This window comes from Lichenicola sp. (assembly GCF_965198575.1).
Lineage (GTDB): Bacteria > Pseudomonadota > Alphaproteobacteria > Acetobacterales > Acetobacteraceae > Lichenicola.
Window position 1 is genome coordinate 811579 of the sequence record NZ_OZ240671.1, and the last position, 25141, is coordinate 836719.

Sequence of the window (25141 nt, forward strand, 5' to 3'; positions counted from 1 at the left end):
TTGCGATGGAGCGCTCCGGGTCGATCCCGCCCGGGCTGCTCCTTCGGCCGCTTCGCCACCACCTGATCATCTGTCTTGGGGACGCGTCCGTTGCAGAAATTTCCGATGACTGCCCGTGGCCTGCAGCGGCTCGAGGATGAACTCCGCAAGCTGAAGAGCGAGGAGCGCCCGTCGGTGATCCGCGCGATCGCCGAGGCCCGCAGCCATGGCGACCTGTCGGAAAACGCCGAATACGACGCGGCGCGGGATCGGCAATCCTTCGTCGAAGGCCGCATCGGCGAGCTTGAGGAAATCCTGTCCGCGGTCGAGGTGATCGACCCGTCCAGCCTGTCCGGTGACCACGTGCAGTTCGGCGCCCAGGTCAAGCTGGTCGACGAGGAGACCGACAAGGAGGCGACCTACCAGATCGTCGGCGTGTACGAGGCCGACATCAAATCCGGGCTGCTTTCCGTCTCTGCGCCGTTGGCCCGGTCGCTGATCGGCAAGCGCAAGGGGGACACGGTGTCGGTTCCGGCACCAGGTGGCGACCGCACCTACGAGATCCTCAACATCAGTTTCGGCTGACCGAGGGCGCTCCATTGTCGCTGATCGGGCTGCAGGACGTCCGTGAGGCGCATGCGCGGATTTCGGACCGGATCCTGCGCACGCCCAGCATCTTCAGCCACGGCCTGTCGCGCGCGACTGGCGCCGAGATCACCCTCAAGCTCGACAACCTGCAGGCTGTCGGCTCCTTCAAGGAGCGCGGCGCTGCCAACAAGCTCGCCCTGCTGACCGCGGATGAGCGGGCCCGCGGGGTGATCACGGTGTCCGCGGGCAACCACGCGCAAGGTGTGGCACGCCATGCCAGCCTGCTCGGGATCGACGCGGTGATCGTGATGCCGCGCTTCACTCCGGCCGCCAAGGTGACACGCACCGCCGCCTGGGGTGCACGCGTCGTACTGCACGGTTCGAGCTTTGCGGAAGCGTCGGTTCATGCCGACGCGCTGTGCCGGAGCGAGGGCCGAGTGTTCGTGCATCCCTATGACGATGTCGCGGTGATGGCCGGCCAGGGCACGCTGGCGCTCGAGTTGCTCGAGGATACCGGCCCGCTCGACGCGCTGGTGATCCCGATCGGCGGCGGCGGGCTGATCGCCGGCAGTGCTGCGGCGGCCGTCGAGATGCGCCCCGGCATCGAGATCATCGGCGTGCAGGTCGCGAACTACTCCTCGCTCGGCGCCTTCCCCGGCGACGAGGTGATGCCGCCAGGTGGCTCGACGATCGCCGAGGGCATCGCCGTGCTGCAGATCGGCCGGCAGCCGCTCGAGCTGGTGCGGCGTCATGTGAGCCGCGTGCTCACCGTGTCGGAACGCGCCGTCGAGGATGCGATCACCCTGATGGCGGAGGCGGCCAAGCAGGTGTCCGAGGGTGCCGGCGCGGTGGCGCTTGCGGCGGTGCTGTCGCATCCGGACATGTTCCAGGGCCGGCGGGTCGCGATGCCGATCTGCGGCGGCAACATCGACAGCCGGATCCTCGCCAACACCCTGCTGCGCTCCCTGCTGCGCGACGGCCGGCTGCTGCGGCTGTCGATGCAGATACCGGACCGCCCCGGGGTGCTGGCCGACATCGCCACCATCATCGGCGAGCGCGGCGGCAACATCATCGAGGTGTCGCACGAGCGGCTGTTCGCGGCACCCAGCGTGCAGGCGGCCGAGCTCGAGGTGATGCTGGAAGCACGGGACCCTACGCACGCGGACGAGATCGCCGACGCGCTGGCCGAACGTTACGTGGTGCGGCGCATGTAACGGCGCCGCACCGACCCGCATCGGGTTAGCGCGTCGTTAACATCTTCCCGTCATGGTCGCCGGATGGCAGGTCAGGCAGTCCATGCGATGGCGAACAAGCTGGGAGACCTGAGGGCGCTGTTCAGCGTCCATGCCGGCGACCCGGATCTTGCGAGTTCGCAGTTCCAGGCCCTCAGCCGGCAGTTGCCGTTGCTGTACTGCATCCTCATGGCCAATGCCGTGGCACTCTGCATCACCCATGTCAGGTCCTCGCCGTTCGCACTGGCAGTCATCGTGCCGATGGTGCTCTGCGGCTGCTGCAGCGCCAGAGCGATCTTCTGGTCTCGCGCCATCGGCAAGCCGATCAGCTCCCAGGAGGCGGTCCGTCAATTGCGGAGGACGGGGCTTATGACTCCCCTGTTCGGCGTTGCCTTCACCGCCTGGAGTCTCAGCCTTTATCCATACGGCGACACCGCGGCGAAATTCCACGTTGCCTTCTACATGTCGATCACGGTCATCAGCTGCATCTTCTGCCTGATGCACCTGCGTGCAGCCGCGCTGCTGCTGACGGCGGTGGTCGTCGTTCCGTTCTCGATCTTCTTCTGCTGCACGGGCCGGCTCGTTTTCGTCGCCGTGGCGATCAACCTGCTGCTCGTCACCTGCGGACTGATCTATGTCCTGCTGCGCAACTATCGCGATTTCGCCGAGCTGATCGTGTCGCAGCGGGAACTGCGGCGCCGCCACGCGGAAGCCGAACGTCTTGGCGAGGATAACTTCCGGCTGGCCAACCTGGACGACCTGACCGGCCTGCCGAATCGGCGGCGCTTCCTGTCCGATCTCGAAGCGGTCATGGAAACATCCCGCCTGTCCGAAAAGCGCTGCGTGCTGGCGCTGATCGACCTCGATAACTTCAAGAGCGTCAACGATATCTACGGCCACGTATCCGGCGATCGCCTGCTGACGGAAGTGGCCGGGCGCCTGAAGGCGATCGGCAGCCCGTCGGTATTCCTGGCACGCCTCGGCGGCGACGAGTTCGGCGTCATCTTCGCAGACAACCCGACGGATGACGATCTCGCATCACATGCAGGCGAACTCGGCCGCGTGCTGCAGGGGCCGTACCTGATGCCGGACATTGCCGCCAACGTGTCGGGGTCGATCGGCATGGTCGCATTTCCCGATGGTGGCGACACGGCCGGGCAACTTTTCGAGCGAGCGGATTTCGCACTGTATCGTGCCAAGGAAACCCGGACCGGACAGGCGGTGGTCTTCTCGCAAGCGCATGAGAGCCTCATCCGCGAGCGCCACCGGCTGGTGCAGGCTTTGCGTCATGCCGATTTCGAGCGCGAGATGTGGCTCGCATTCCAGCCGATCATCGATACGGCGACTGCGCGCACCACCGGCTTCGAGGCGCTGGCACGGTGGAACAGCCCGGTGCTGGGCGCGGTCGGCCCGGACCTGTTCATCCCGGTTGCCGAGCGCGAGCACCTGATCGGCCGGCTCACCGGCGTGCTGCTCACCAAGGCGCTCATCGCCGCCCGGTCGTGGCCGGTTTCATTACGGATTGCGATCAATCTTTCCGCGAGGGACATCACCAGCCTCGAGACCATCGCAGACGTCTCGCGCATCATCAGCGAGAGCGGCATCGCGCCAGGGCGCATCGACGTCGAGATCACCGAGACCGCGGCGCTGCTCGATTTCAGCCAGGCGACCGCGGCGATCGAGATCCTGAGGCAACTGGGCGTGCGGATCGCACTGGACGACTTCGGCACCGGCTGCTCAAGCCTGGGGCACGTGCATCGTCTGAAGCCGGATCAGATCAAGATCGACCGCAGTTTCGTGACCGACGTCCAGGGCAGCAAGACGTCGGGCGACATCATCCGGACGATCATCGATTTGTGCAAACACCTCGATCTCGACTGCGTCGTGGAGGGCGTCGAAACCGAGGCGCAGAAACGCGTGCTCACCGCTCTCGGGTGCCGGGTCATGCAGGGCTACCTGTTCAGCAGGCCGATGCCGGCCTCTGCGGTTGCGGCGTTCCTTGCCGACCAGCAGCGGGCCTTACCTGCCCTGGCGCTGGCAGCGGGCCGGTTCTGACTCCAGGTGAGATCGTTCCTATCGTGTCCCGAACAGCCGATCTCCGGCATCTCCGAGGCCAGGCCGGATATAGCCGTGGCTGTCCAGCTCGCGATCTATTGCCGCCGTGATGATTTTCACGTCGGCATGTGCCGCGGTCAGGGTGGCAAGCCCCTCCGGCGCCGACAGCAGGCAGACGAAGGTGATCCGACTCGCCCCCGCCTGCTTCAGCCGGTCGATGGCGGCAACCGCGGAATGGCCGGTAGCGAGCATCGGATCGACGACGATGCAGTCTCGCTCGGCAAGATCGTCGGGCAGCTTGATGTAGTATTCCACCGGCGCCAGCGTGGCCGCGTCACGATACAGGCCGATATGGCCGACCCTCGCTGCCGGAACGAGATCCAGCATGCCGTCGAGAATTCCGTTGCCGGCGCGCAGGATCGACACGAAGCACAGCTTCTTGCCCGACAGATGCAGCGCCGTCATCGGCTCCAGCGGGGTTTCGATGCGGACCGGCTCGAGCTTCAGGTCGCGCGTCGCCTCGTACGCCATCAGCAGGCTGATCTCGCGTGTCAGGCGGCGGAAATCTGCGGTCGACGTGCTCGCCTGACGCAGCAGGGTCAGCTTGTGCTGCACCAGCGGATGCTCGAGCACGACCACCGACGGAAACCGTGCGGGCAGCGCCACCCCGGGGGGCGGCAGATCGGGCGGGACAGTCTCCATGTCACCCCGTCTAGCAGCCCTGCACGAATTTTCCAGCACCGGTTGCCGGAACCGGGGAAACTCCTGCACGATGCGCTACGACAGGCTGGCTTCGAGGCAACGGGTGCAGGCATTTGCAGGAACGCGACGGGCTTGGCTCGCCGCGGTGTGGATCGGTGTGTCGAGCATCGGACTGGGTGGCTGCTCCTCGTTGCTGACGCAGGGCGCATCGGCAGGAGCCGGCGTTGCGGGTGCCGGGGTCGCCAACGCGATCACCAGCAATGCGGCGGTCACCACCGGGATCGGCCTCGGCGCGCAGGCGGTGGCGTCGGCCGCCGTGCAGGCGCTGGAACGCACCGTGCATCACGCCGAGCAGCAGCAGATCGCTTTGGCGGCGGGCCCGTTGCCGGTCGGCGCCAGCACGCCGTGGCGCGTGCAGCACGACATCCCGATCGAGGCGGACGAGCATGGCCAGGTCGCGGTGGTGCGGCTGATCGGCTCCGATGCCGCAGGCATGCAGTGCAAGGAGATCGTGTTCTCGGTCGACCACACGGTGAAGCATCAGCCGGCACCGCGTTTCTACACCGCCTCCGTGTGCCAGGACGGCGGAACCTGGAACTGGGCGACCGCGGAGCCCGCGACCGCGCGGTGGGGTGCCCTGCAGTGAGTCGGCGGCGTCGGCCCGACTCGGCGCTGCTCGCCCCGGCCCTGCTGGGGGTGTTGGCGTTGGCCGGCTGCCAATCGGTCGGGGCCGGTGCCGGTGCCATCGCCGGGATCGCCACGGGCGCCGCGACGGTCAATCCGCTGGTGGGCACCGCGGTCGGGCTGGGCACCCAGGCGGCGGTGAATGCCCTCGTGATGTATATCGCCCGCAGCCAGCAGGCCGACCAGCAGGACACCATCGCGGCTTCGGCTGGCAAGCTTCCCCTCGGTGGTGCGACCGAGTGGAAGATCACCCACGTGCTGCCGTTCGGTGACGCACACGGCACCCTGCGTGTCGCGGATACGATCCCCAATCCGCTGGCCGACTGCCGTGAGATCGTGTTCACCGTGGTCAGCGGACACCGGCAAGCCGACTACGTCACCACCGAGTGCGCGGCGAAGGGGTCGGCCCGTTGGCGCTGGGCACAGGCGGAACCGGCCACCGACCGCTGGGGCTTCCTGCAGTAGCGGCCGCCCCTCCGTCCGCAAGCGTCCAGGTCAGGCCTTCGCGGGCTCGAACGAGAGCGAGACGCCGTTCATGCAGTAGCGGTCGCCGGTCGGGTTCGGTCCGTCCGGAAACACGTGGCCGAGGTGGCTCTTGCACTTGGCACAATGCGCCTCGACGCGGCGCATGCCGTGGCTGGTGTCCACCGAGTTTTCCACCGCGCCTTCGAGCGGGGCAAAGAAGCTCGGCCAGCCGCTGCCGCTCTCGTACTTCGTGGCCGAGCTGAACAGCGGCGTGTCGCAGACGGCGCAGTGGAACAGCCCGTCGCGCTTCTCGTAGTTCAACGGGCTGGTGCCGGCGCGCTCGGTGCCATGCTCGCGCAGCACATAGAACTGCTCCGGCGTCAGGCGCTGCCGCAGCGTCTCGTCGTCGAAAACTTCGGTCGGGCTGGACGTGTCGGATGCGGGCTTGGCGGTGCTGCTCATGATGGTTCCTCGAAGCGTCGTTTCGCACCTGCAAATTGGGCGTCGCGGCGATCCGCGCAACCCGGCAGCGGCGGCTGCGCTGTCCTGTACGTGACGCTCTGGGAGACGATGATGGACGACGACGACAGCAAGACCGTTCCACCCGAGACCGGGACGGCCGAAACGGCGCAAGGCGTGCCGGTGCACCACAAGGTCCGCGAGGAGAAGGTCGACGACGCCGTCGAGGACACCTTCCCGGCCAGCGACCCGCCGTCCGTCGGAGGCAGCACCGGCCCCAACGACTGATCCGGGTCGGTTCGCAGCCTGGAGGTTTGGTGGCACACTTGGGGTCAGGTCGCGGGCGTCGTGCCCGGACCGGCCCCGGCCTGATTGCCCGGGCCACACTGCCAGGAGAGTGCCATGCTGCCGCCAGACCCCACCGCCATGGCGCCTCGACCGGTCATGCTGGTGATCCTCGACGGGTTCGGCTGGCGCGAGGACAGCACCGAGAACGCCGTCGCACAGGCCAATACGCCGACCTTCGACCGCCTCTGGAGCCACGGACCGCGCGCCTTCCTGCGCACCTGCGGTTACGACGTCGGACTGCCTCAGGGCCAGATGGGCAACTCCGAGGTCGGCCACCTCAATATCGGCGCCGGCCGCGTGGTGATGCAGGAGTTGCCGCGCATCACCGCCGCAGCCGAGGACGGGTCACTGGCCCACCTGCCGGGGCTGCAGTCCCTGATCACGTCGCTGCGGGCGTCGGGCGGCACGGCTCACCTCATGGGCCTGGTTTCGCCCGGAGGCGTGCACGCCCACCAGGACCATGCCGCGGCACTCGCCCACATCCTGGTGCAGGCCGGCGTTCCTGTGGCGTTCCACATCTTCACCGACGGGCGCGACACCCCGCCACAATCCGCTCGCGAATACGTTGCCGCCCTCCGCCACGCCCTGCCGCCACAGGTTCAGCTCGCCACCATCTCGGGCCGCTACTACGCGATGGACCGGGACCGGCGCTGGGAGCGGGTGCAGCTTGCCTACAACGCGATCGTGTCGGCGCACGGCCCGCGCGAGCAGGACCCCGACACGGTGCTAGAGGCCGCCTACGCCGCCGGCATCACCGACGAGTTCGTGTTGCCGACGGTGCTGCACGGCTTCGACGGCATCCAGGACGGCGACGGCATCGTGTCGTTCAACTTCCGCGCCGACCGCATCCGCCAGCTGCTGAACGCCATCCTCGACACCGACTTCACCGGGTTCGAGCGCCCCAGGCCGCCGAAGATCTGCGGCGTCGTCGCCATGACCCGCTACAGCGACGACCTGGCCGACCGCCTCATGGTGCTGTTCCCGCCGCAGAGCCTGGACGACCTGCTCGGCGAGGTGGTGTCGCGCGCCGGCCGGCGGCAGCTGCGCATGGCGGAAACCGAGAAATTCCCACACGTCACCTACTTCCTGAATGGCGGCCGCGAGGCGCTGCTGCCGGGCGAGGACCGCATCATGGTACCCTCGCCCAAGGTCGCGACCTACGACCTGCAGCCGGAAATGTCGGCGCCGGAGCTGACCGACAAGGCGGTGGCAGCCATCGCATCCGGCACCTACGACCTGATCGTGCTGAACTACGCCAACCCCGACATGGTCGGGCATACGGGTGACCTGAAGGCGGCGATCAAGGCGGTGGAGACCGTCGATACCGGGCTGGGCCGGCTGGTGGCTGCCGTCGAGGCGCAGGGTGGCGTGCTGCTGGCCACCGCCGATCATGGCAACTGCGAGATGATGCGCGATCCCACCACCGGCGAGCCGCACACCGCGCACACCCTGAACGTGGTCCCGCTGGTGCTGACCGGCCAGCATGCGTTGCCGCATAATGCGCGCCTGGCGGATGGCCGTCTCGCCGACCTGGCGCCGACGCTGCTGGCGCTGATGGGGCTGGAGCAGCCGGTGTTGATGACCGGGCGCTCGCTGCTCGACGGCGGCTGAACCCAGGTCCCAGGGCTAACTCCTCATCACGCCTCGGCAATGCGCGTCGCACGGCTGGTCCGGGTCTGCTGCCTGCTCATGACCATGCTGCCACTCGGTGCCGTGCCGGCGTTCCCTGCACATGCGCCGCAGGACCATCCGGGCCGATCCGTTCGCCCCCGGGTGGGCAGGCCTCCCCAGCCCCTCGGGGATCATGCCGCGACGACCGCCCGCCTGCAGCAGCAGCGCCGGCTCCTTGCGACCCAGCGACTCGCGGCTCGGGCAATCGCGGCGGCGGCGGCGAACCAGCTGGCGGCGGCGAGGCTGCGTGCCGAGCAGGATCGTGCCCGCGCGCGTGCCTTGTCGGCGGCGACGGTGCAGGCGGCGAGCCGGGTGCAGCAGACCGAGCGCAACGCAGCCGATGCCGGAGACCGCGTCCACGCCCTCGACGCCCAGGCCGACGTCGCACGTCGGGCCTTGGCGGCCGATGCGGCGGCGCTGGCTCCATTGCTGCCGGTGATCGAGCGGCTGTCGCTGTATCCGTCGGAAACGCTGCTGGCCGCACCTGTCGGGCCGGATGACGCCCTGACCGGGCTGATGGTCCTGCGCGGCCTCGGGGTGGAGCTCGAGCGCCGCGCCCGGAGCCTGCGCGACGAGCAGGCCAGGCTGGCAGCCCTCGGCGTGCAGCTCGATGATGAGCAGGCGCGGCTGTCGGCGCTGCAGCAGCACCAGGCCGAGCAGCAGGCCCAGGTGGCTGCCCGGGCACAGGCGGCGCAGGCGGTGCAGCTGGCCTCGCGGGCGGCGGCGGACCAGGCGGCACGCACGGCCGCCGACGCCGCGGCACGCGCCACCACCCTCGGCGACGCGGTCGCACGCATCGAGGCGGCCGAGGCAGCGGCGGAGGCACGCTTCCAGCAGCAGGCGTCGGCGGCCGAGGCTGCGCGACGCCCCGACGATGCCAGGCGGGCACGTGACGATGCGGCAAGCCTGGCGGTGCCTGCGGGACCGGGCCTGGCCCCGGCCGGCAGCGCGTCCGGCAGCGCGTCTGGCAGCGCGTCTGGCAGCAAGGCGGAAAACACCTCGCCGGGAAACGCCCCCGGGACCGCGCCGGTCGCCGGGCGCTTGGTGCAGTCGTTCGGGGCACGCACGGATGCCGGGCCGGCCACCGGCGTCACCTACGCGCCGGCCGCCCTGGCCACGGTGACGGCGCCGTGCTCCGGCCGGATCGACTTCGCCGGGCCGTTCCGCTCCTACGGCCACATGCTGATCCTGGATTGCGGCCACGAGTATCGCTTCGTGCTGGCCGGCCTCGACCGGCTCGACGTGGCGATCGGCCAGACCCTTGCCCGTGGTGCCGCGGTCGGTCGGATGCCCGCCTCCGGTGTCACCGGGGGTGCCGCGCTGTATGTGCAGCTGCGACACGGCGACGCGACGATCGATCCCGCGCGGTTTTTGCTGGGGACACGTTAAGTGTAATGTCATCGAAAGGTGCCAGAACGGCTGGTACCGCCACAATGGCGGCTTCCGTGAGCTTGCCTTGCAGGCTGTCCGCCCCCTTGTTCTCTCCACACCGGTCGGTCCCGGTTCACCGTACGGTTCCATCCATATCCCCGGTGCGTCCGTTGGCACCCCTGGAGACAGCACCGCATGACGTTGCGAAATGGCCTGTTGCTCGGCACCGCCTTCCTGGTCGGCGTCGTTGCGGGCCCCGAGATCGGGCGGGTCGCACGCCACCAGGCGACCTTCGGCTCCGCCCTCGCCCAGGACGTGCAGCAGAATACCGCCGGCACCTCGGCCACGAGCGCCAGCGGCCACGCCGAGACGTACCGGCTGCTGACGCTGTTCGGCGACGTGTTCGAACGGGTGCGCGCCGACTACGTGCAGCCGGTCACCGATCGCGACCTGATCAACAACGCGCTGAACGGCATGCTGACCGGGCTCGACCCGCACAGCTCGTACATGACCGCCAAGCAGTTCGCCGACATGCAGGTGCAGACCTCGGGCCATTTCGGCGGCCTTGGGCTGGAGGTCACCTCCGACGCCGGGCTGATCAAGGTGATGACGCCGATGGACGGCACGCCGGCCTACCGCGCCGGCATGAAGACCGGCGACTACATCATCTCGATCAACGGCAAGAGCCTGGACGGAATCGACCTGAACGACGCCGTCGACCGGATGCGCGGCGCGCCCGACACCAAGATCACGCTGACCATCAAGCGCCCCGGCAAGGACAAGCCGTACGACGTCACCATGACCCGCGAGATCATCCACATCCAGGTGATCCGCTCGGCGCTGTACGGCAAGGTCGCCTATATCCGCATGGCCTCGTTCGACGAGGACACCGAAAGCGGCATGCGCGACGCCTTCGAAAAGATGAAGAAGCAGGCCGGCGGCAAGCTCGACGGCGTCATCCTCGACCTGCGCAACGATCCGGGCGGCCTGCTCGACCAGGCGGTGGCGGTGTGTGACGACTTCATCACCTCAGGCGAGGTGGTCTCCACCCGCGCCCGCCATCCCGAGGACAGCCAGCGCATGAACGCGCACGGCACCGACATCACCGACGGCCTGCCGCTGGTGGTGCTGACCAACGAGGGTTCGGCCTCGGCCAGCGAGATCGTCGCCGGCGCGCTGCAGGACCACCATCGGTCCATCACCCTCGGCACGCGATCGTTCGGCAAGGGCTCGGTGCAGACGGTGATCCCGCTGTCGGGCGACAACGGCGCCATCCGGCTGACCACGGCGCGCTACTACACGCCGTCCGGCCGCTCGATCCAGGGCCTCGGCATCACCCCCGACATCAAGGTGCGCGAGAGCCGCGAGGACGACAGCAAGTTCATGCTGCGCGAAGGCGATCTCGCCCACATCATCAAGAACGAGGGCGGCACGCAGACGCCGGCCGCGCCGCGCACCGACCTGCCGGCGATCGCCAAGTCGATCCCCGACGAGCCGCCTGCGAACTGGCCCACCTTCGATCCGACCAAACCCGGCACCGACTTCCAGCTGCAGCAAGGCCTGAAGGTGGTCAACGCGATGTCGGCAGGCCAAGCCGCGCCCGCCGCCAGCACCCAGCACGCCGGCTCCCCCTGACATGCGTGCGGCCGGCATGCATCCGGCTGGTCGCGCGCTCATCGCCGGCTGGGCGACGCTGCTGCTGCTGAGCGGTGGTGGCGCCCTGCTGCTGCAGGAACTGGGCGCGCCCCATCCGCGGGCGCCAAAGGCGGTAATCGCCGGCAGTCAGCCCTTGCCGCCGAAATCCACGCAGGAACCGACCACTCCCGCTGCCGGCGTGGGGGCGACGCCCTTGCCCGCGGTCGCCTCGATCCCGGTCGCGTTGGCCAAACCCGACCTTGCTCTGCTCGAGCCTGCGCCGGATTATCCCGACCGCATGCTGCCACGCATCGCCGACGACGGGCGCCGCCCCGCGCAGGTCTATGCCGCCCATCCGGGAGCGCCCCCGCATGGTCAGATCGTGGCGATCCTGATCGAGGGGCTGGGCCTGTCGGACGCGATCAGCCACACCGCGATCGACAGCCTGCCCGCCGCCATCTCGCTCGGCTTCTCACCCTACGCGGTGGCCTTCGATCATCCGCCCGGCCCGGTGCGCGACCAGTCCGGCGTGTCGACACTGGCCGAGGCCGCGCGGCTTGTCGGCCACGAGACCCTGCTGTCGCTGCCGATGGAACCCGCCGGCAGCCCGCTCGACGATGAGGGCCCGCAGGCGCTCAGCACCACCCTCGCCTTCGACCAGGACCGCCGCGCGCTGCAATGGACGCTGTCGCGGCTGCAGGGCTATGTCGGCGTGACCAACGCGCTGAGCGGCCTGCGCGGCGACCGGTTCGCCAATTCGGGTGCCTTCGGGATCGTCGCCGGGGCGCTGTCCTCGCGCGGACTGATCTATGTCGATGCCGGAACCGGTCCGCATGCCGGTCCGGTGGTTCCGATGCCGGACTCGGTGCATGCCGACCTGACGCTCGACTCCGAGCCGGATGCCGCCGACATCGAGGCGCGGCTGTCCCGGCTGGAGCAACTCGCCGTGTCGCAAGGCAGCGCGCTCGGCATCGCCGGACCGCTCAGGCCGGTCACCATCGCGCGGCTGGCCGCCTGGAGCCGGCATCTCGGCGATCGCGGCATCACCCTGGTGCCGGTCACCGTGCTGCTCAGCTGGCGGCAGCACCGACCGGATGCCGCGGCGCCGAAAGCCATCCCCGTCACTGCCGGAAGCCCGTCATGAGCGACGCGTTCAGCCATCTCCCGTACCGCCCGAATGTCGGCGCGGCGCTGTTCAACCGCGACGGCCTGGTGCTGGTGGCGCGCCGGGCCGACCTGCCCAATGCCGAGGGTGCGCCGGGCGTCTGGCAGCTGCCGCAGGGTGGCATTGATGCCGACGAGGATCCGGCCGTGGCGGTGCTGCGCGAGCTCCGCGAGGAGGTCGGCACCGACAATGCGGAGATCCTCGGCTATCACCCGGACTGGCTGAGCTACGACCTGCCGCCGCATCTGCTCGGACGTGCGCTCGGCGGCCGGTATCGCGGCCAGCGGCAGCGCTGGTTCGCCCTGCGGTTCCTGGGCGAGGATAGCGAGATCCGCCTCGACCTGGATCCGCATCCGGAGTTCGACGCCTGGAAGTGGGCGCCGCTCGAGACCCTGCCGACGCTCGAGGTCGGCTTCAAGCAGGCCACCTACGCCATCCTGGCGGTCTCGTTCGCCCCTTACGCGATGCCGCTGCAGGGCTCGTGATCGTGCTGCGCCGCGTGTCCCCCCGGGCCCGGACCTTCCTCCTGAACGCCGGATAAAGCGTCGCCGGGCCCGCCCATCACGCCCGGCTCCCTGCTATGCAGGGGGCTGCGGGACACGAGCGGGAACAGCGTCATGGATCTTCCGGATAGCCCGGCCAGGATCGGGGCAGCGACTGGCAGCGTCCGCCAGGGCGTCGTGCTGGCGTTCCTCGCCTTCGTCTTCTACTCGCTGAGCGATGCGTCGGTGAAGCTGCTGCGCGGGGCCCTGCCGCCGTTCGAGCTGGTGTTCCTGGGTGCGCTGCTGGGCGTTCTCGTGGTGCCGCTGGTCAAGCGGCCGGACGAGCGCTGGAGCGATCTGCTGCGGGCCAGCTCCCGCCTGATGTGGTGCCTGCGTGCGGTCGCCGCGGTGGCCAGCTCGGTGTTCTCGGTGATCGCCTTCACCCGGCTGTCGATGGCCGAGGCGATGGCGCTGCTGTTCCTGATGCCGGCCTTCGTGACCATCCTGTCGGTGCTGTTCCTGCACGAGGCGGTCGGCTGGCGACGCTGGTCGGCGGTGGTGACCGGCTTCGCGGGCGTGCTGATCGTGCTGCGGCCCGGGCTCGAGCCGTTCACCTTCGGCCACCTGTCGGCGATTCTGGGCGCATTCTCTGCGGCGGTGACCATCGTCATCCTGCGCAAGCTCGGGCCCACGGAGAAGCGCATCTCGCTGTACGGCGCCGGCCTGGTCGGGCCGATCGTGGCGAGCTTCGTCATCGCCAGCCCGCATCTGCTGCTGCCCACGCCACGGCAGTGGCTGTTCGTGCTCGGCTATGGCGTGCTGGCGGCGTTCGCCAACGTGCTGCTGATGTTCGCCTCCGAGCGCGCGCCGGCAAGCCAGGTGGCCCCGCAGCAATACAGCCAGATGCTGTGGGCGATCGGTCTCGATGCGGCTTTGTTCGACATCGGCATCGATCTGCCGATGATCCTGGGCTCGCTGGTGATCATCGGCTCCGGACTGTTCACCTTCGAGCGCGAGCGTGTACGCAAGCCGCGCTGGTGGAGCCGCGTCCTGCTGATCCGCACCCGATGATGGCTTCCGTTACAGCCGTCACGGATCGTGACAGCAACCCGCTTCCGGTCGCGGTGTTGCAGCGCCATGCAGGGTGCCGACAAGGTCAATGACGAACTCGAGGTCGGATACGACGAGACGTTCGAGAGGCGATGGAGCCATGCCGAACGAAGCGGCTACGTCGTCATGCTGGTCTTGGTGGCGGCGGGAATTGCCGGACTGTTCGGGCGCGGGCCATTCAGCCACCGCACCGTAAGCTCGCCCGCCTCCGGCCTGGCGGTCGATTTCGAGCCGGTGGCGCGATCACAATGCGACACCCAGGTGACGTTCCATATCAAGAACGATACCGCCGCGACGACGATCGACCTGTTCCTGGACAACCACCTGGTCGAGCCGATGGGATTGCACCAGGTCCTGCCACAACCGGTGGTGTCGCAGACCGCGCCCGACGGCCTGCGCCTGAGCATCGCGGTGCCGGCCTACAGCCACGACACCGAGCTGCGCGTCATGCTCATGCCGGACGTGATCGGGCCGGTGCACATGGTCGCCCATCTGCAGGGACATCCGGTGCTGCGCTGGACGCAGTTCGTCGTGCCATGAGGCCGGGTGCGATAAGGCCCTTTGCAAGAAGGCGGGGCCCATGACCGTCATCATTCACGCCGCGGTGGCCTACCTGGTGCTGCTGCTGGCGGTGCGGCTGATCGGCCGGCGCATGGCCAGCATGATGGCGCCGTTCGACATCGTCGTGTTGTTCCTGTTCGGCGGCGCGCTGATGTCGGCCGTTCTGGGCAACGACCATTCGATGGTGGCAGCCATCAGCGTGGTGTTCACCATTGGCCTGATGCATATCGGCGTGTCGGCACTGAAGCGCCGGTCGCCGCGGTTCGGGCGCGTCGTCGATGGCACCCCGGTCATCATCTACGAGCGCGGCGAATGGCATCAGGACCGCATGCGCGACCTGCGCATGCTGGAGAGCGACGTGATGGCGGCGGTGCGCCAGAACGGCCTGATGCGGCTCGAGCAGGTGCGCTACGCGATCGTCGAGCGCGACGGCAAGGTCTCGATCATCCCCGAGGGCGACGACTGAGCCCGGTCAGTGTCCGCCGCCCCCAGGCTTCTTGCCACCGGTCACCCCCGGCTTCAGCAGCAGGCAGAACGGCACCACGGTGAAGGCGATCAGCGAGAACAGCAGGAAGCAGTCGTTGTAGGCCAGCACGGACGCCTGGGTGATGAATTGCCGGTGCAGCTGGTTCATCGCGGCCCCGTGGATCGAGGCAGCCGGGCGACCGAGCCGGCGCAGCACGGTTTCGGCGTGGTTCAGGTAGGCGTTGTACGGCTGGTGGAACGGCGTCATCAAGGTGCCGAGATGCGCCTCGCGGATCTGCGTCCGGTCGGTGACCAGCGACGTGCTGGCGGAAATGCCGATCGCGCCGAACACGTTGCGGAACATGCTGAACAGCGCTGACGCGTCGCCGTTCAGCTCGCGCGGCAAGGTGAGATAGGCCACCGTGCTGATCGGCACGAACAAGAATCCCAATGCCGCGGTCTGCGACAACCGGTACCAGACCAGGTGCTTGAAGTCGATCTGCAGCACCAGGTGCGAGGAATAGATCAGCGAGGCGCCCATGATCGCGAAGCCGGTGGCGATGATGTAGCGGGCCTGGATGCGCTTCATCGCCATGTTGATGAAGGGGATGATTATGATGATGCCGAGGCCGCCCGGCGACAGGATCAACCCGGCCCAGGTCGCGGTATAGCCGATCACCTGCTGGGCGAATTGCGGGATCAGGATGGCGCTCGAATACAGCACCACGCCGACCACTCCGATCAGCCCTGCGCCGATGGCGAAATTGCGGTCGGCGAACACCCGCAGATCGACAGCCGGACGCTTCGCGGTCAGCAGCCAGCCGATCGCGCCGACGATGCCGATCGCGGCCAGCACGGCCAGGATGCGGATGAACGGCGAGCCGAACCAGTCATCGTCCTCGCCGCGATCCATCATCACCTCGAGGCAGCCGAGCCCGATGGTGATGAGCGCCAGCCCGATCACGTCGACCGGGGTCTTGCGCATCTTCGCCCAGGGCGGATCCTCGACCAGCGCGCCAACCGCCAGCACCGCGAAGATGCCGACCGGGACGTTGATGAAGAACACCCACCGCCAGGAGAAATTGTCGGTGATGTAGCCGCCCAGCGTCGGGCCCAGCACCGGGGCGACGATGGTGGCGATGGCGGTGATCGCGAAGGCGCCGCCGCGCTTGGCCGGCGGAAAGGTGTCCAGGATGATGGATTGCTGGTTCGGCTGCAGCCCGCCGCCGAACAGCCCCTGGAACAGCCGGAACACGATCAGCTGCGGCAGGCTGGTGGCGACCCCGCACAGGAACGAAAACACCGTGAACATCGCGATGCAGATCATGAAGTAGCGCTTGCGACCGAGCCTGCGGCCGAGCCAGCCGGAGATCGTCAGCACGATGCCGTTCGCCGCGAGGTACGAGGTGAGCGCCCAGCTGGCGTCGTCGTACGAGGTCGAGAGATCACCGGCGATATGCGGCAGCGACACGTTCACGATGGTGGTGTCGAGGATCTCCATGAACGCCGCGAGGGTGACGACAACGGCGATCAGCCACGGATTGCCTTTCGGCTTCCAGTCGGCGCCGGCGCCCGCCTTTGCCCCCGCCGGCTTCGCCGAACCGCTCATTTCACGTCCACCGTCGGCTCCACCGAGATCCCGATCGGCAGCGGCGTCAGCGGGTCCAGCCCGTCATCGATGATTACCTTGACCGGCACGCGCTGCACGATCTTGACGAAGTTGCCGGTGGCGTTCTCCGCCGGGAAGGTGCTGAAGGCGGCGCCGGAGCCCAGCTGGATGCTGTCGATATGGCCGCGCAGCTTCAGCTGAGGGTAGGCATCGACCGAGATCCGCACCGGCTGCCCGGGCCGGATGCGGGTGATCTGGGTCTCCTTGAAGTTGGCCGAGATCCAGACATCGGGCTCGACGATCGAGAACAGCGCCTGGCCGCTCGTGACGTAGTTCCCGCGCTCGATGTTGCGCTGGGCGACCCAGCCGTCGTTCGGCGCTCTGATCACGGTCCAGCCGAGATTGAGATCAGCCTGCTCGAGCTGCGCCTGTGCCTGTTCCAGCGATGCCGATTGCTGCGTCACGCGGGTCTGCTGGGTGCCGATATTGGACTGCACCGGGCTCGCCTGCTGCAGCGCGCCCTGCGCCTGCAGGACCTGCGCCTTGGCCTGGTCCAGGGCAGCGGTGGAGTAGTCGACCTGCTGCTGCGAGGTCGCGGCGCGCTCGATGCTGTGCTCGCGCTTGTAGTCGGTCTCGGCGCGGAATTCCGCCGCCTGCGCCAGTGCCAGCTGACCCTGGGCCTGCTTCAGCTGACCGGGGAAGCTCTGCTTCGACACCTCGACGGAGTACTTCGCACCCTCGAGCTGGCCCTTCGCCTGGTCGAGCGTCGCCTGCGCCTGATCATGCGCGGCCTGGTAGTCGCGCGGATCGATGCGCGCCAGCACTTGCCCCTGATGCACGTATTCGTTGTCGTTGACGTCGAGCTCGGTCACGTAGCCGGCGACATGCGGGGCGATCGTCAGGGTGCGGCCCGAGGTGAAGGCGTCGTCGGTGCTCTCCTCGTTGCGCGTGCTCCACCAGAAATAGACGCCGCCCACGACCAGCACGACCAGGAACAGGAACAGCCCGATCTTCACATACGGCTTGGCCGCATTGCGATCCTCGTCCCGCTTCGCTTCCTTCTTGTCGGCCTCCTGCTTGTCGGCGTCCTGCTTGTCGGCGTCCTGCTTTCCGCCGTCCTGCTTGCCGCCTTCCTGCGTTTCGGCATCCTGCTTTCCGGCAGTCCGGGCCCGGCTATCCTGCCCGCCGCCCTGCCGGTCGTTTTCGGTGTCGTGGCCGCCATCTTGCTGCCGGTCGTCTTCAGCCATCCTGCCCCCGGGCGCCTGTCGCGGCCGCGCTGCCGCTGACCGATCGGTCAATCTTGCATGTGCGGCTCCGAGCGGCAACGCGGGCTTCCCGGGCGACCTCCCGGAAGCACTCCGAACATGGCATCACGCGATTGTGCTGTTACCTCCAGCCCGGCGGTGGCGCACGGAAATTGCCCGGGTTTCGCCGGGCCGGCTTTATGACCATCACATGACATGCGGGCTGCTGTAACACTCGGCACGGAGCGTTACGCAACACTCCGGGACAATTCCGGCCCGCACCTGCGAGACGGCGTGCCGGTTGGAGGAGCTGTCGACTGACCTTGGAACAGGCCATCACGCCAGGCGACCGCGCCCATCCAGGCCGACCCGGTGCGTTTCGCGGACTGACCGGACGCCTTGCCGAAGCCGCCACGCCGGCGACCCTGGCGCGACTGTTCAGCCGCCAGTCGGGGATCGTGCCCAAGCTCGTGCTTGCGGCGGGCGCAAGCTACCTGTTCCTCCCGTTCGACCTGATCCCGGATCGGCTCGGCCTGGTCGGCCATCTGGACGATACCGGCTTCCTGACGCTGGGACTGGTCGGAGCGCTGCTGCTGGCGGTGCCAGGCCGCAACGTCGTGGCCGAGGCGAAACCGGCCCGGCTGCGCGTCCAGGGTCCCCCGGGGTCGAGCCTCCTTCGGCATGCGGTGCGCAGCGTGGGCTGGCGCGTCCTCCGGGCGGTGGTTGCCGGCTGGCCCGGGCAGCTTGTGCTGCGCACGATCCTCGGGCGCTGGCCGGACGCGTCCGAGCAGGCGGAATTCGTGCGCGGCCTGCAGGCCACCTCGCACGCCCTGCCGCCGCTGCTGCGTGCCGCCGCATACGTTCCGGCAGCGCGTCCGATGATCAGCCGCAGCATGCTGCTGGGCGCCACGACCGACGCCGACGCAGGCCCGGCACTCAGCCCGGCGCAGATGATGGGCAACCCGCTCACCCTCTGGCGCGGCCCCAAGGTTCGGTTCCTGCACCTGGAAAAAACCGCCGGCTCGTCGCTCATCAGCGTGCTGGCGGCACAGTTCCACCCGCTGCAGATCCACTCCAACACCGACCGGCGGCATGCACCGGTGCGCTCCCTCACCGAGACCAGGGCGCTCGCCGAGGCGCATCGGCGGGCGGATGTGGTGTGGGGCCATTACGACCTGCCGACGATGCGACGGCTCGATCGCGGCGAGCGCTGCTTCACCTTCTGCCTGCTGCGCGACCCCGCACCGCGGATCCTGTCGCTGTATTATTTCTGGCGGGCCAACCAGGACGAGCAGTCGACAGGCCTGAGTTTCGCGCGCAGCAACGGGCTGCTGGCATTCCTGCAGGCGGACGATCCGGGCATCCGCAACGATATCGACAACATGTATGTCCGCCGGCTGACCGGCCTGTCCGCCACACGATCCGGCGATCCGGTGGCGGACGCGCCGGACGCAGCCCTGGCCGCGGCCCTCGAGGCTCTGGACGGCATGGATTTCGTGGGGTTGTCCGGGCGCCTCGGCGAGAGCCTGTCGGTGCTCGGCCACCTGCTCGGCTTCACCCCGCCGCCGCGCACGCCCGAGATCAACGTGATGGCGAACGTCGAGCGCAACGTGCTGCTGCCGGTGCGGCCCATCGTCCGCGAGCCACTCACGCCGGACATCACGGCCGAGCTGGACCGCCTTACCCGTCTCGACATGGTTCTGTACCGGCACGCCGAGCGCCGCTTCCAGTCCCAGCTCGCGGCACCCGCCGGCACGCTCGGCCGGACGGGTTCCGCAGGCTGAACCCGGACTGACGGGGCGGCCGTGCTGACCGCCCCACGCGCCGCTCGACCTGCAGGCGATGCGGCAAGCTCGGCGGGCGACGACCGGCCGGACCAGGCGCGTCTGCAGCGCCAGCGAGATGCCACCGAGGCCGCTGGCCGGTGCAGACGGAACGTCGAGTTCCATCGCTGTCGGAGCTGCGGACGGGCTGGCTCACGCACCGGACATGACCCGGCGCGGCATACGACCGCATGGCGATCAACGGTCGCCTGCTCGACCCGGCCGATAGCGCCGGCGTTCCGGCGGGCCAGTGCGCCGGATCGCCCCAGCGAATGCGGTCCGCCGCGGGATCAGCCCAGGGCCAGGCCCTGGGTGCGGACCAGGCGGGCGTAGAGTCCGTCCTCGGCCATCAGTTCGGCGTGGGTGCCGCACTCGATCGCGCGCCCGTCCGCCATCGCCACCACGAGGTCGGCCGAGCGCACCGTCGAGAGGCGGTGGGCGACGACGATGGTGGTGCGGCCGCGCCTGAGGGTCGCCAGCGCGTCCTGCACCACGGCCTCGCTTTCGGTATCGAGCGCGCTGGTCGCCTCGTCGAGCAGCAGCAGCCGCGGATCGCGCAGCAGCGCCCGTGCCAGCGCCACACGCTGCCGCTGCCCGCCGGACAGCCGCTGCCCTCCGGGACCGACGCGGGTCTCGAACCCCTCCGGCAGGGCAAGGATGAAATCCTCGGCCGCCGCCGCCCGAGCGGCCGCCCATATTGCCTGGTCGTCGGCATCGGGGCGGCCCATGCGGATGTTGCTGGCGATGCTGGTGTCGAACAGCAGCGTGTCCTGGCTGACATAGGCGATGGCGTCGCGCAGCGCCGACAGCTGCAGCTCGCGGAGGTCGACCCCATCCAGCAGGATGCGGCCGCCGGCCACGTCGTGCAGGCGCGGGATCAGCGACAGCGCGGTCGACTTGCCGGCACCCGAGGGACCGACCAGCGCCACCGTCAGGCCAGGCTCGGCGGTGAAGCTCAGGTCATGCAGCCCGGTGCGGCCATCGGGATAGCGGAACGACACGTTCTCGAACACCAGCCGTCCACGCCCGGCGGGCAGCGGACAGGCGTCCGGTGTCTCGCGCACCCCGGCCGGCTCGTCGATCACGCCGAAAATCCGCACCAGCCCGGCCAGGCCCTCCTGCACCGCGGCGTTCAGCGACCCGAGGGCGCGCAGCGGCCGGGCGGCCAGCAGCAGCGCCGCCACGAAGCCGGAGAAGTCGCCGAGCGTGCTGCCGCCCATCGCCGCACGCCAGCCGGCAAAGCCCAGCACCGCCGCCACCGCCGACCCGCCCAGCACCTCCAGCACCGGATCGACGCGCGCACGGCCGCGGGTGATGCGCAGCAGGCTGTTATGCAGCAGGTCGAACGAGCGGTTGGCACGCTCGGCTTCCGCCTGCTCGAGCCTGTACACCCGCACGCTGCGCGCCTGGGCGAAGCTCTCGTTCAGCAGCGTCGCGGTCTGCCCGATCTGCTCCTGCATGCCCCCCGAGGCGCGCCGGATGCGCTTGCCGATGCGCTGGATCGGCAGGGCGGCGATCGGATACAGCAGGCCCGCGATCAGGCTCAGCTCCCAGTCCATGTAGAACATCGAGGCGACCAGCCCGAACACCGTCACGGAGTCGCCGAGCGAGTTCACCGCCCGGATCATCGCCTCGCGGATGGTCACCGCGTCGGTGGTGAAGCGCGCCGCCAGCTGGGCCGGCGCCTCGCGCTCGATGCGGGCGATGTCGGCCTCGATCAGATGCGCGAACATCCGCCCCTGCAGGCCGCGAATGACGATCAGCACCAGATTCTGCACGGCGATGGTCTGGCCGTACTGCGCCGCAGCCTTGGCCGCGGTGATCACCACGACCAGGGCCGGGACCTGGTACAGGATGCGCGGATCGTGCGTCGCGAACATGTCCAGCGCGCGCTGGATCACCAGCGGATACAGCGCGGTCAGCCCGGCCATGGCGACGGTGAGCACCAGTACCGTGGCCAGGCGGGCATGATGCCGCGCCACGTCCTCGCGCCACAGTCGACGCAGCAGCGCCGTGCTGCCAGGTGGCGTCTCGGGCGCGGCAGCCGCTTCCGGGGAGCGGGACGGCTCCGGCGGCCCGGGCTGGACTGCTGCGGGATGGTGGCTTACCGGCGCTGTCGGGAACGGAGCGGTCGCCTGCATGGCCGGAAGGGCGGGCGCGGACGTCATCGGCCGGGCTTACCAGCAGGCGTGCGGATCGACAAACCGGCAGGGGTCCGGCTTCAGCGCCGCAGTCGCGCCAGCCGTTCCAGGCAATCGGCACGGCCGGCAAGACAGCCGCCCTCCCGCCACCACGCCTCGACCTCGCGCAGCATCAGCCCGACCGCAGGCCCGGGTGGCAGTCCGGCCGCCACCGCGTCGCGCCCGGAGAGCGGGAATACCGGCCGCGGCATCGCGTGCAGACGCTCGCGCAGCATCGTCCAGGCTGCCGCGTCACCCTCGCCGGTGTCGCCGCGGTCCGCCTGCACCAGCCAGGTCCGGTCGGCCAGCGCCTGGGCAGGCTCGTCGGCCAGCAATCGCCGCAGCGCGTCCGCGTCCAGCATCGGGTCGGGACGCACGCCGGATGCGAGCGTGGCCAGTCGCCCCGCCTCCTGGTTGGACAACCGAAGCCGCGCCGCCACCCGGTCCGCAGGGCCGCCGAGCGCCGCCAGCCGCAGCACTGGATCGACCGGACCGCCCAGCGCCACCAGTGCCGTGATTCGAGCCAGGCCCTGATCCCTCGACTCGGGAAGCAGCGCCGGCAGCACTCCCAGACGCTGCATGAGCCCAAGCACCTCCAGCGGGTCCGGCAGCTCGAGCAGGCGCCGCAGCTCGGACCACACGCGCTCCGCCGACAGCCGCGACAGCTGCAGAACCGCAGCCGCGATCGCCTGCACCGCCTGGTCGTCGGGCGCCCCGCGTCCGTAGCGCGCCTGGAACCGGAAGAAGCGCAGCACGCGCAGCGCGTCCTCGGCGATGCGTCGATCGGCCTCGCCCACGAACCGCACGCGGCCGGCGGCCAGATCCGCCGCACCACCGAAATAATCGTGCAGCACGCCGTCGCGGCCGAGCGACATCGCATTGATGGTGAAGTCCCGCCGGGCGGCATCCTCCTGCCAGTCATCGGTCCAGGCGACGATCGCATGCCTGCCATCGGTCTCGAGATCGCGGCGCAGGGTGGTGATCTCGTACGGGCGCCGGTCGATCACCGCGGTGACGGTCCCGTGCGCAAGACCGGTCGGCACCACCTTGATGCCACGCTCGTGCAGCCGGGCCTGCGTCTCGTCCGGAGGGAGTGCGGTCGCCATGTCGAGATCGGCGGTCGGACGGTCGGCCAGCAGATCGCGCACCGCGCCACCGACGAGGCGCGCATCAGGCAGGATCGACCATAGCAGCTGCAGCGCGCCGTGCTCCGGCAGGCCGGCGAGCGCGGGCTTCAGCTCGATGATCATCGCCGCTGCGTCCGGGTCAGTCGGACTCGTCGCCGATCTCGTCCGCGCAGGGATCGGGCAGCGGACCGATCGGGAAGAAGCGGTTCTGGCTCCAGACCCCGAGGCAGGGCGCGCCGAGACGCCTCCCCTCCACGGCAAGGGCCACGAGCTCGTAATAGACCGCGCGAGCGATGCGTGCCTGGATCGGCTTGGCGCCGTCGCCCGGGCGGACCGTCAGATAGGGGATCGCCGCCCCCTCGTCGCCGCTGCATGGACACGGCCATTCGACGGATAGTGGGTGCTCGGCGCCGGCGCAGACGATCTCGTCGATGTTGGTGCGGAACGACAGCACCTGGTCACGCCCGTGGCCGCTCCAGTCGAGCTCGACCGCCACGAAGGGGACATCCTCCACCTCGATCTCGCCGCGCTCCACAGGAGTCTCGAGCCGGTAGCGACCTTCGGCGTCACGCCGCAAGACGCTGGCGAAGAGGCAGACCATTGGCTTCCGGCGGATCGGCGTGCCCTGGTAGAGCCAGGTCCCGTCGCGCTGGATCAGGAACGGCAACACGCCGCAATCGCGCTGCGCCGGGCGGCCGGCGCCGGACCGGCAGGCATGTCCAGCCCCGTGCAGGCCGGCGTCCTGCAGCGGCGACATCGGAGTCGCCATGGTCACTCTCGGCGCATCCTGCAGTGCCAGGCTGGGGCGGCGGTCCTGCTTCACGTCGGGATCCTCTGCCTGGCTGGTCGGATTGCGCTGGCATTCGCGTTCCTACGATATAGGAAGCATACCCGGCTTGATGAAACCCCCGGACATGCGAGATTGGCCCGGCGGCTCGATCGGCGTAATCGATCGGTCTCAAGTCCGGGGCGCGATCGATCGGATACGGGGCCGGCGAGAAGCCCGGTCGGGGACCGTTGAAAGAGCCTGGTCGGGGACCGTCGGAAAAGCCCGGTCGGGCACCGGCGACAGAGCCCCGTCGGGCACCGGCACATGAGCCCAGTCGGGCGCGAGGTACGATGACAGGTCCAGACCATCTGCCGGACGGAGCACCGGACTTCGCGGCTGACCCGCACATGTCCATCGGTGCGGCAGGTGCTCCCGCCGATGATCCGGTGGCCGAAGCCGACCGGCTGGCCGCCCGGCTCGGAACCGTGCGCGAGAGCATCGGCCGGGTGATTTTCGGCCAGCAGCAGGTGGTCGCCGAGGTGCTGGTGGCGCTGCTGTCCGGCGGTCATGCGCTGCTGGTGGGCGCGCCCGGGCTCGGCAAGACGCTGCTGGTGGAGACGCTGGGCATCGTGCTCGGGCTCGATGCGCGCCGGGTGCAATTCACCCCCGACCTGATGCCGGCCGACATCACCGGCAGCGAGATCCTCGAGGAGGATGGCAGCGGCCGGCGGGCGTTCCGCTTCGTGAAGGGCCCGGTGTTCTGCCAGCTGCTGATGGCCGACGAGATCAACCGCGCCAGCCCGCGCACCCAGTCGGCGCTGCTGCAGGCGATGCAGGAACACCGGGTCGCGGTGGCGGGCTTCGACCAGCCCTTGCCGTCGCCGTTCCACGTGCTGGCGACGCAGAACCCGATCGAGCAGGAAGGGACCTATCCGCTGCCCGAGGCGCAGCTCGACCGGTTCCTGCTGCAGATCGACCTCGACTATCCGGACGCCAACGCCGAGCGGGCAATGCTGCTCGCCACCACCGGCATTCCGCGCGCTCCCGCCGAGGCGGTGTTCGGTCCGGGCGAGTTGCTGTCGGCGCAGGCGCTGGTGCGACGGCTGCCGGTCGGCGAGCAGGTGCTGGAGGCGATCCTGGCGCTGGTGCGCGGTGCGCGTCCGGAGACCGCATCCGACGAACGCGTGCGACGGTCGCTCGCCTGGGGTCCGGGACCGCGCGCGGCGCAGGCGCTGATGCTGGCGGTACGGGCCCGGGCGCTGCTCGATGGCCGGCTCGCCCCCAGCCTGGAGGATGTCGCAGCGCTGGCGCATCCGGTGCTGCGTCATCGCATGGCGCTGAGTTTCGCTGCCCGCGCCGAGGGTGTGGCGCTGGCCACGATCATCGACGGGCTGACGGCACGCCTGCTCTGAGGCCG

23 protein-coding genes are annotated in these 25141 nt (G+C 69.3%); 16 read left to right on the top strand and 7 right to left on the bottom strand.

The annotated features are described in order from the left end of the window. Nucleotides 1–90 precede the first annotated feature (90 nt). From greA to ACOEQ2_RS03885, 3 genes are all read left to right on the top strand, one after another. A complete protein-coding gene (gene greA / locus ACOEQ2_RS03875; RefSeq protein WP_419730072.1) occupies nucleotides 91–564 on the top strand; it encodes a transcription elongation factor GreA in 474 nt (157 codons plus the stop codon). Nucleotides 565–584: 20 nt separating this feature from the next. Further along, nucleotides 585–1781 (top strand): threonine ammonia-lyase, encoded by a 1197-nt coding sequence (locus ACOEQ2_RS03880; protein WP_419731130.1) that lies wholly within the window; start codon nucleotides 585–587, stop codon nucleotides 1779–1781. A gap of 87 nt (nucleotides 1782–1868) precedes the next feature. Next, on the top strand, nucleotides 1869–3854 hold the full coding sequence (locus tag ACOEQ2_RS03885; protein ID WP_419730073.1) for a putative bifunctional diguanylate cyclase/phosphodiesterase: 1986 nt from the start codon (nucleotides 1869–1871) through the stop codon (nucleotides 3852–3854). Nucleotides 3855–3872: 18 nt separating this feature from the next. Here ACOEQ2_RS03885 and upp read toward each other — a convergent pair whose 3' ends face one another. Then, a complete protein-coding gene (upp, locus tag ACOEQ2_RS03890) occupies nucleotides 3873–4556 on the bottom strand; it encodes a uracil phosphoribosyltransferase (RefSeq protein WP_419730074.1) in 684 nt (227 codons plus the stop codon). Between the two features lie 70 nt (nucleotides 4557–4626). On the opposite strand from upp, the gene ACOEQ2_RS03895 reads away from it, so the two are divergent. Then, the gene (locus ACOEQ2_RS03895; protein ID WP_419730075.1) at nucleotides 4627–5202 is read left to right on the top strand and encodes a hypothetical protein; all 576 of its coding nucleotides are present in this window, start codon (nucleotides 4627–4629) and stop codon (nucleotides 5200–5202) included. Next, a complete protein-coding gene (locus tag ACOEQ2_RS03900) occupies nucleotides 5199–5705 on the top strand; it encodes a hypothetical protein (protein ID WP_419730076.1) in 507 nt (168 codons plus the stop codon). Before ACOEQ2_RS03895 ends, ACOEQ2_RS03900 begins: the two co-directional genes overlap by 4 nt. Nucleotides 5706–5735: 30 nt before the next feature. On the opposite strand, the gene msrB is transcribed toward ACOEQ2_RS03900, so the two are convergent. Beyond that, the gene (msrB, locus tag ACOEQ2_RS03905; protein ID WP_419730077.1) at nucleotides 5736–6167 is read right to left on the bottom strand and encodes a peptide-methionine (R)-S-oxide reductase MsrB; all 432 of its coding nucleotides are present in this window, start codon (nucleotides 6165–6167) and stop codon (nucleotides 5736–5738) included. Between the two features lie 111 nt (nucleotides 6168–6278). On the opposite strand from msrB, the gene ACOEQ2_RS03910 reads away from it, so the two are divergent. The 9 genes from ACOEQ2_RS03910 to ACOEQ2_RS03950 all read left to right on the top strand — a co-directional run bounded on the left by ACOEQ2_RS03910 (nucleotide 6279) and on the right by ACOEQ2_RS03950 (nucleotide 14973). After that, a complete protein-coding gene (locus tag ACOEQ2_RS03910; protein ID WP_419730078.1) occupies nucleotides 6279–6452 on the top strand; it encodes a hypothetical protein in 174 nt (57 codons plus the stop codon). A 114-nt stretch (nucleotides 6453–6566) separates the two neighbouring features. Continuing rightward, complete coding sequence (gene gpmI / locus ACOEQ2_RS03915; RefSeq protein ID WP_419730079.1) at nucleotides 6567–8123, top strand: 2,3-bisphosphoglycerate-independent phosphoglycerate mutase; 1557 nt, start codon at nucleotides 6567–6569, stop codon at nucleotides 8121–8123. Nucleotides 8124–8201: 78 nt separating this feature from the next. Next, entirely contained in the window at nucleotides 8202–9572 is a 1371-nt protein-coding gene (locus ACOEQ2_RS03920) for a murein hydrolase activator EnvC family protein (protein WP_419730080.1), read from the top strand. 177 nt (nucleotides 9573–9749) lie between these two features. Then, nucleotides 9750–11189 carry a S41 family peptidase gene (locus ACOEQ2_RS03925; protein WP_419730081.1) on the top strand — a complete coding sequence of 480 codons (1440 nt, stop codon included), beginning with the start codon at nucleotides 9750–9752 and terminating at the stop codon, nucleotides 11187–11189. Nucleotide 11190: 1 nt separating this feature from the next. Further along, a complete protein-coding gene (locus ACOEQ2_RS03930; RefSeq protein WP_419730082.1) occupies nucleotides 11191–12333 on the top strand; it encodes a divergent polysaccharide deacetylase family protein in 1143 nt (380 codons plus the stop codon). Next, a complete protein-coding gene (locus ACOEQ2_RS03935; protein ID WP_419730083.1) occupies nucleotides 12330–12839 on the top strand; it encodes an RNA pyrophosphohydrolase in 510 nt (169 codons plus the stop codon). Before ACOEQ2_RS03930 ends, ACOEQ2_RS03935 begins: the two co-directional genes overlap by 4 nt. Before the next feature lie 132 nt (nucleotides 12840–12971). Continuing rightward, nucleotides 12972–13907, top strand: coding sequence for a DMT family transporter (locus ACOEQ2_RS03940; RefSeq protein ID WP_419730084.1), 936 nt, complete (start codon nucleotides 12972–12974; stop codon nucleotides 13905–13907). Between the two features lie 66 nt (nucleotides 13908–13973). After that, the gene (locus tag ACOEQ2_RS03945; protein WP_419730085.1) at nucleotides 13974–14486 is read left to right on the top strand and encodes a hypothetical protein; all 513 of its coding nucleotides are present in this window, start codon (nucleotides 13974–13976) and stop codon (nucleotides 14484–14486) included. A 40-nt stretch (nucleotides 14487–14526) separates the two neighbouring features. Further along, the gene (locus ACOEQ2_RS03950) at nucleotides 14527–14973 is read left to right on the top strand and encodes a DUF421 domain-containing protein (protein ID WP_419730086.1); all 447 of its coding nucleotides are present in this window, start codon (nucleotides 14527–14529) and stop codon (nucleotides 14971–14973) included. 6 nt (nucleotides 14974–14979) lie between these two features. Here ACOEQ2_RS03950 and ACOEQ2_RS03955 read toward each other — a convergent pair whose 3' ends face one another. Both ACOEQ2_RS03955 and ACOEQ2_RS03960 read right to left on the bottom strand, forming a co-directional pair. After that, a complete protein-coding gene (locus ACOEQ2_RS03955) occupies nucleotides 14980–16581 on the bottom strand; it encodes a DHA2 family efflux MFS transporter permease subunit (protein WP_419730087.1) in 1602 nt (533 codons plus the stop codon). Beyond that, nucleotides 16578–17828 (bottom strand): efflux RND transporter periplasmic adaptor subunit, encoded by a 1251-nt coding sequence (locus tag ACOEQ2_RS03960; protein WP_419730088.1) that lies wholly within the window; start codon nucleotides 17826–17828, stop codon nucleotides 16578–16580. The genes ACOEQ2_RS03955 and ACOEQ2_RS03960 overlap by 4 nt, the downstream gene beginning before the upstream one ends. Before the next feature lie 320 nt (nucleotides 17829–18148). Here ACOEQ2_RS03960 and ACOEQ2_RS03965 point away from each other — a divergent pair, with 320 nt between their 5' ends. Further along, nucleotides 18149–19609 (top strand): YkvA family protein, encoded by a 1461-nt coding sequence (locus ACOEQ2_RS03965; protein ID WP_419730089.1) that lies wholly within the window; start codon nucleotides 18149–18151, stop codon nucleotides 19607–19609. A gap of 329 nt (nucleotides 19610–19938) precedes the next feature. Here ACOEQ2_RS03965 and ACOEQ2_RS03970 read toward each other — a convergent pair whose 3' ends face one another. Genes ACOEQ2_RS03970 through ACOEQ2_RS03980 form a run of 3 tightly spaced genes read right to left on the bottom strand, consistent with a single transcriptional unit; the run spans nucleotide 19939 to nucleotide 23778 of the window. Further along, nucleotides 19939–21816, bottom strand: coding sequence for an ATP-binding cassette domain-containing protein (locus ACOEQ2_RS03970; protein WP_419730090.1), 1878 nt, complete (start codon nucleotides 21814–21816; stop codon nucleotides 19939–19941). A gap of 53 nt (nucleotides 21817–21869) precedes the next feature. Further along, the gene (locus tag ACOEQ2_RS03975) at nucleotides 21870–23078 is read right to left on the bottom strand and encodes a CCA tRNA nucleotidyltransferase (protein ID WP_419730091.1); all 1209 of its coding nucleotides are present in this window, start codon (nucleotides 23076–23078) and stop codon (nucleotides 21870–21872) included. A gap of 16 nt (nucleotides 23079–23094) precedes the next feature. Continuing rightward, nucleotides 23095–23778 (bottom strand): DUF1285 domain-containing protein, encoded by a 684-nt coding sequence (locus ACOEQ2_RS03980; RefSeq protein ID WP_419730092.1) that lies wholly within the window; start codon nucleotides 23776–23778, stop codon nucleotides 23095–23097. Nucleotides 23779–24131: 353 nt separating this feature from the next. Here ACOEQ2_RS03980 and ACOEQ2_RS03985 point away from each other — a divergent pair, with 353 nt between their 5' ends. Next, nucleotides 24132–25136: an AAA family ATPase gene (locus tag ACOEQ2_RS03985; protein ID WP_419730093.1), complete on the top strand. Its 1005-nt coding sequence runs from the start codon at nucleotides 24132–24134 to the stop codon at nucleotides 25134–25136. The last annotated feature ends 5 nt before the right edge of the window (nucleotides 25137–25141 follow it).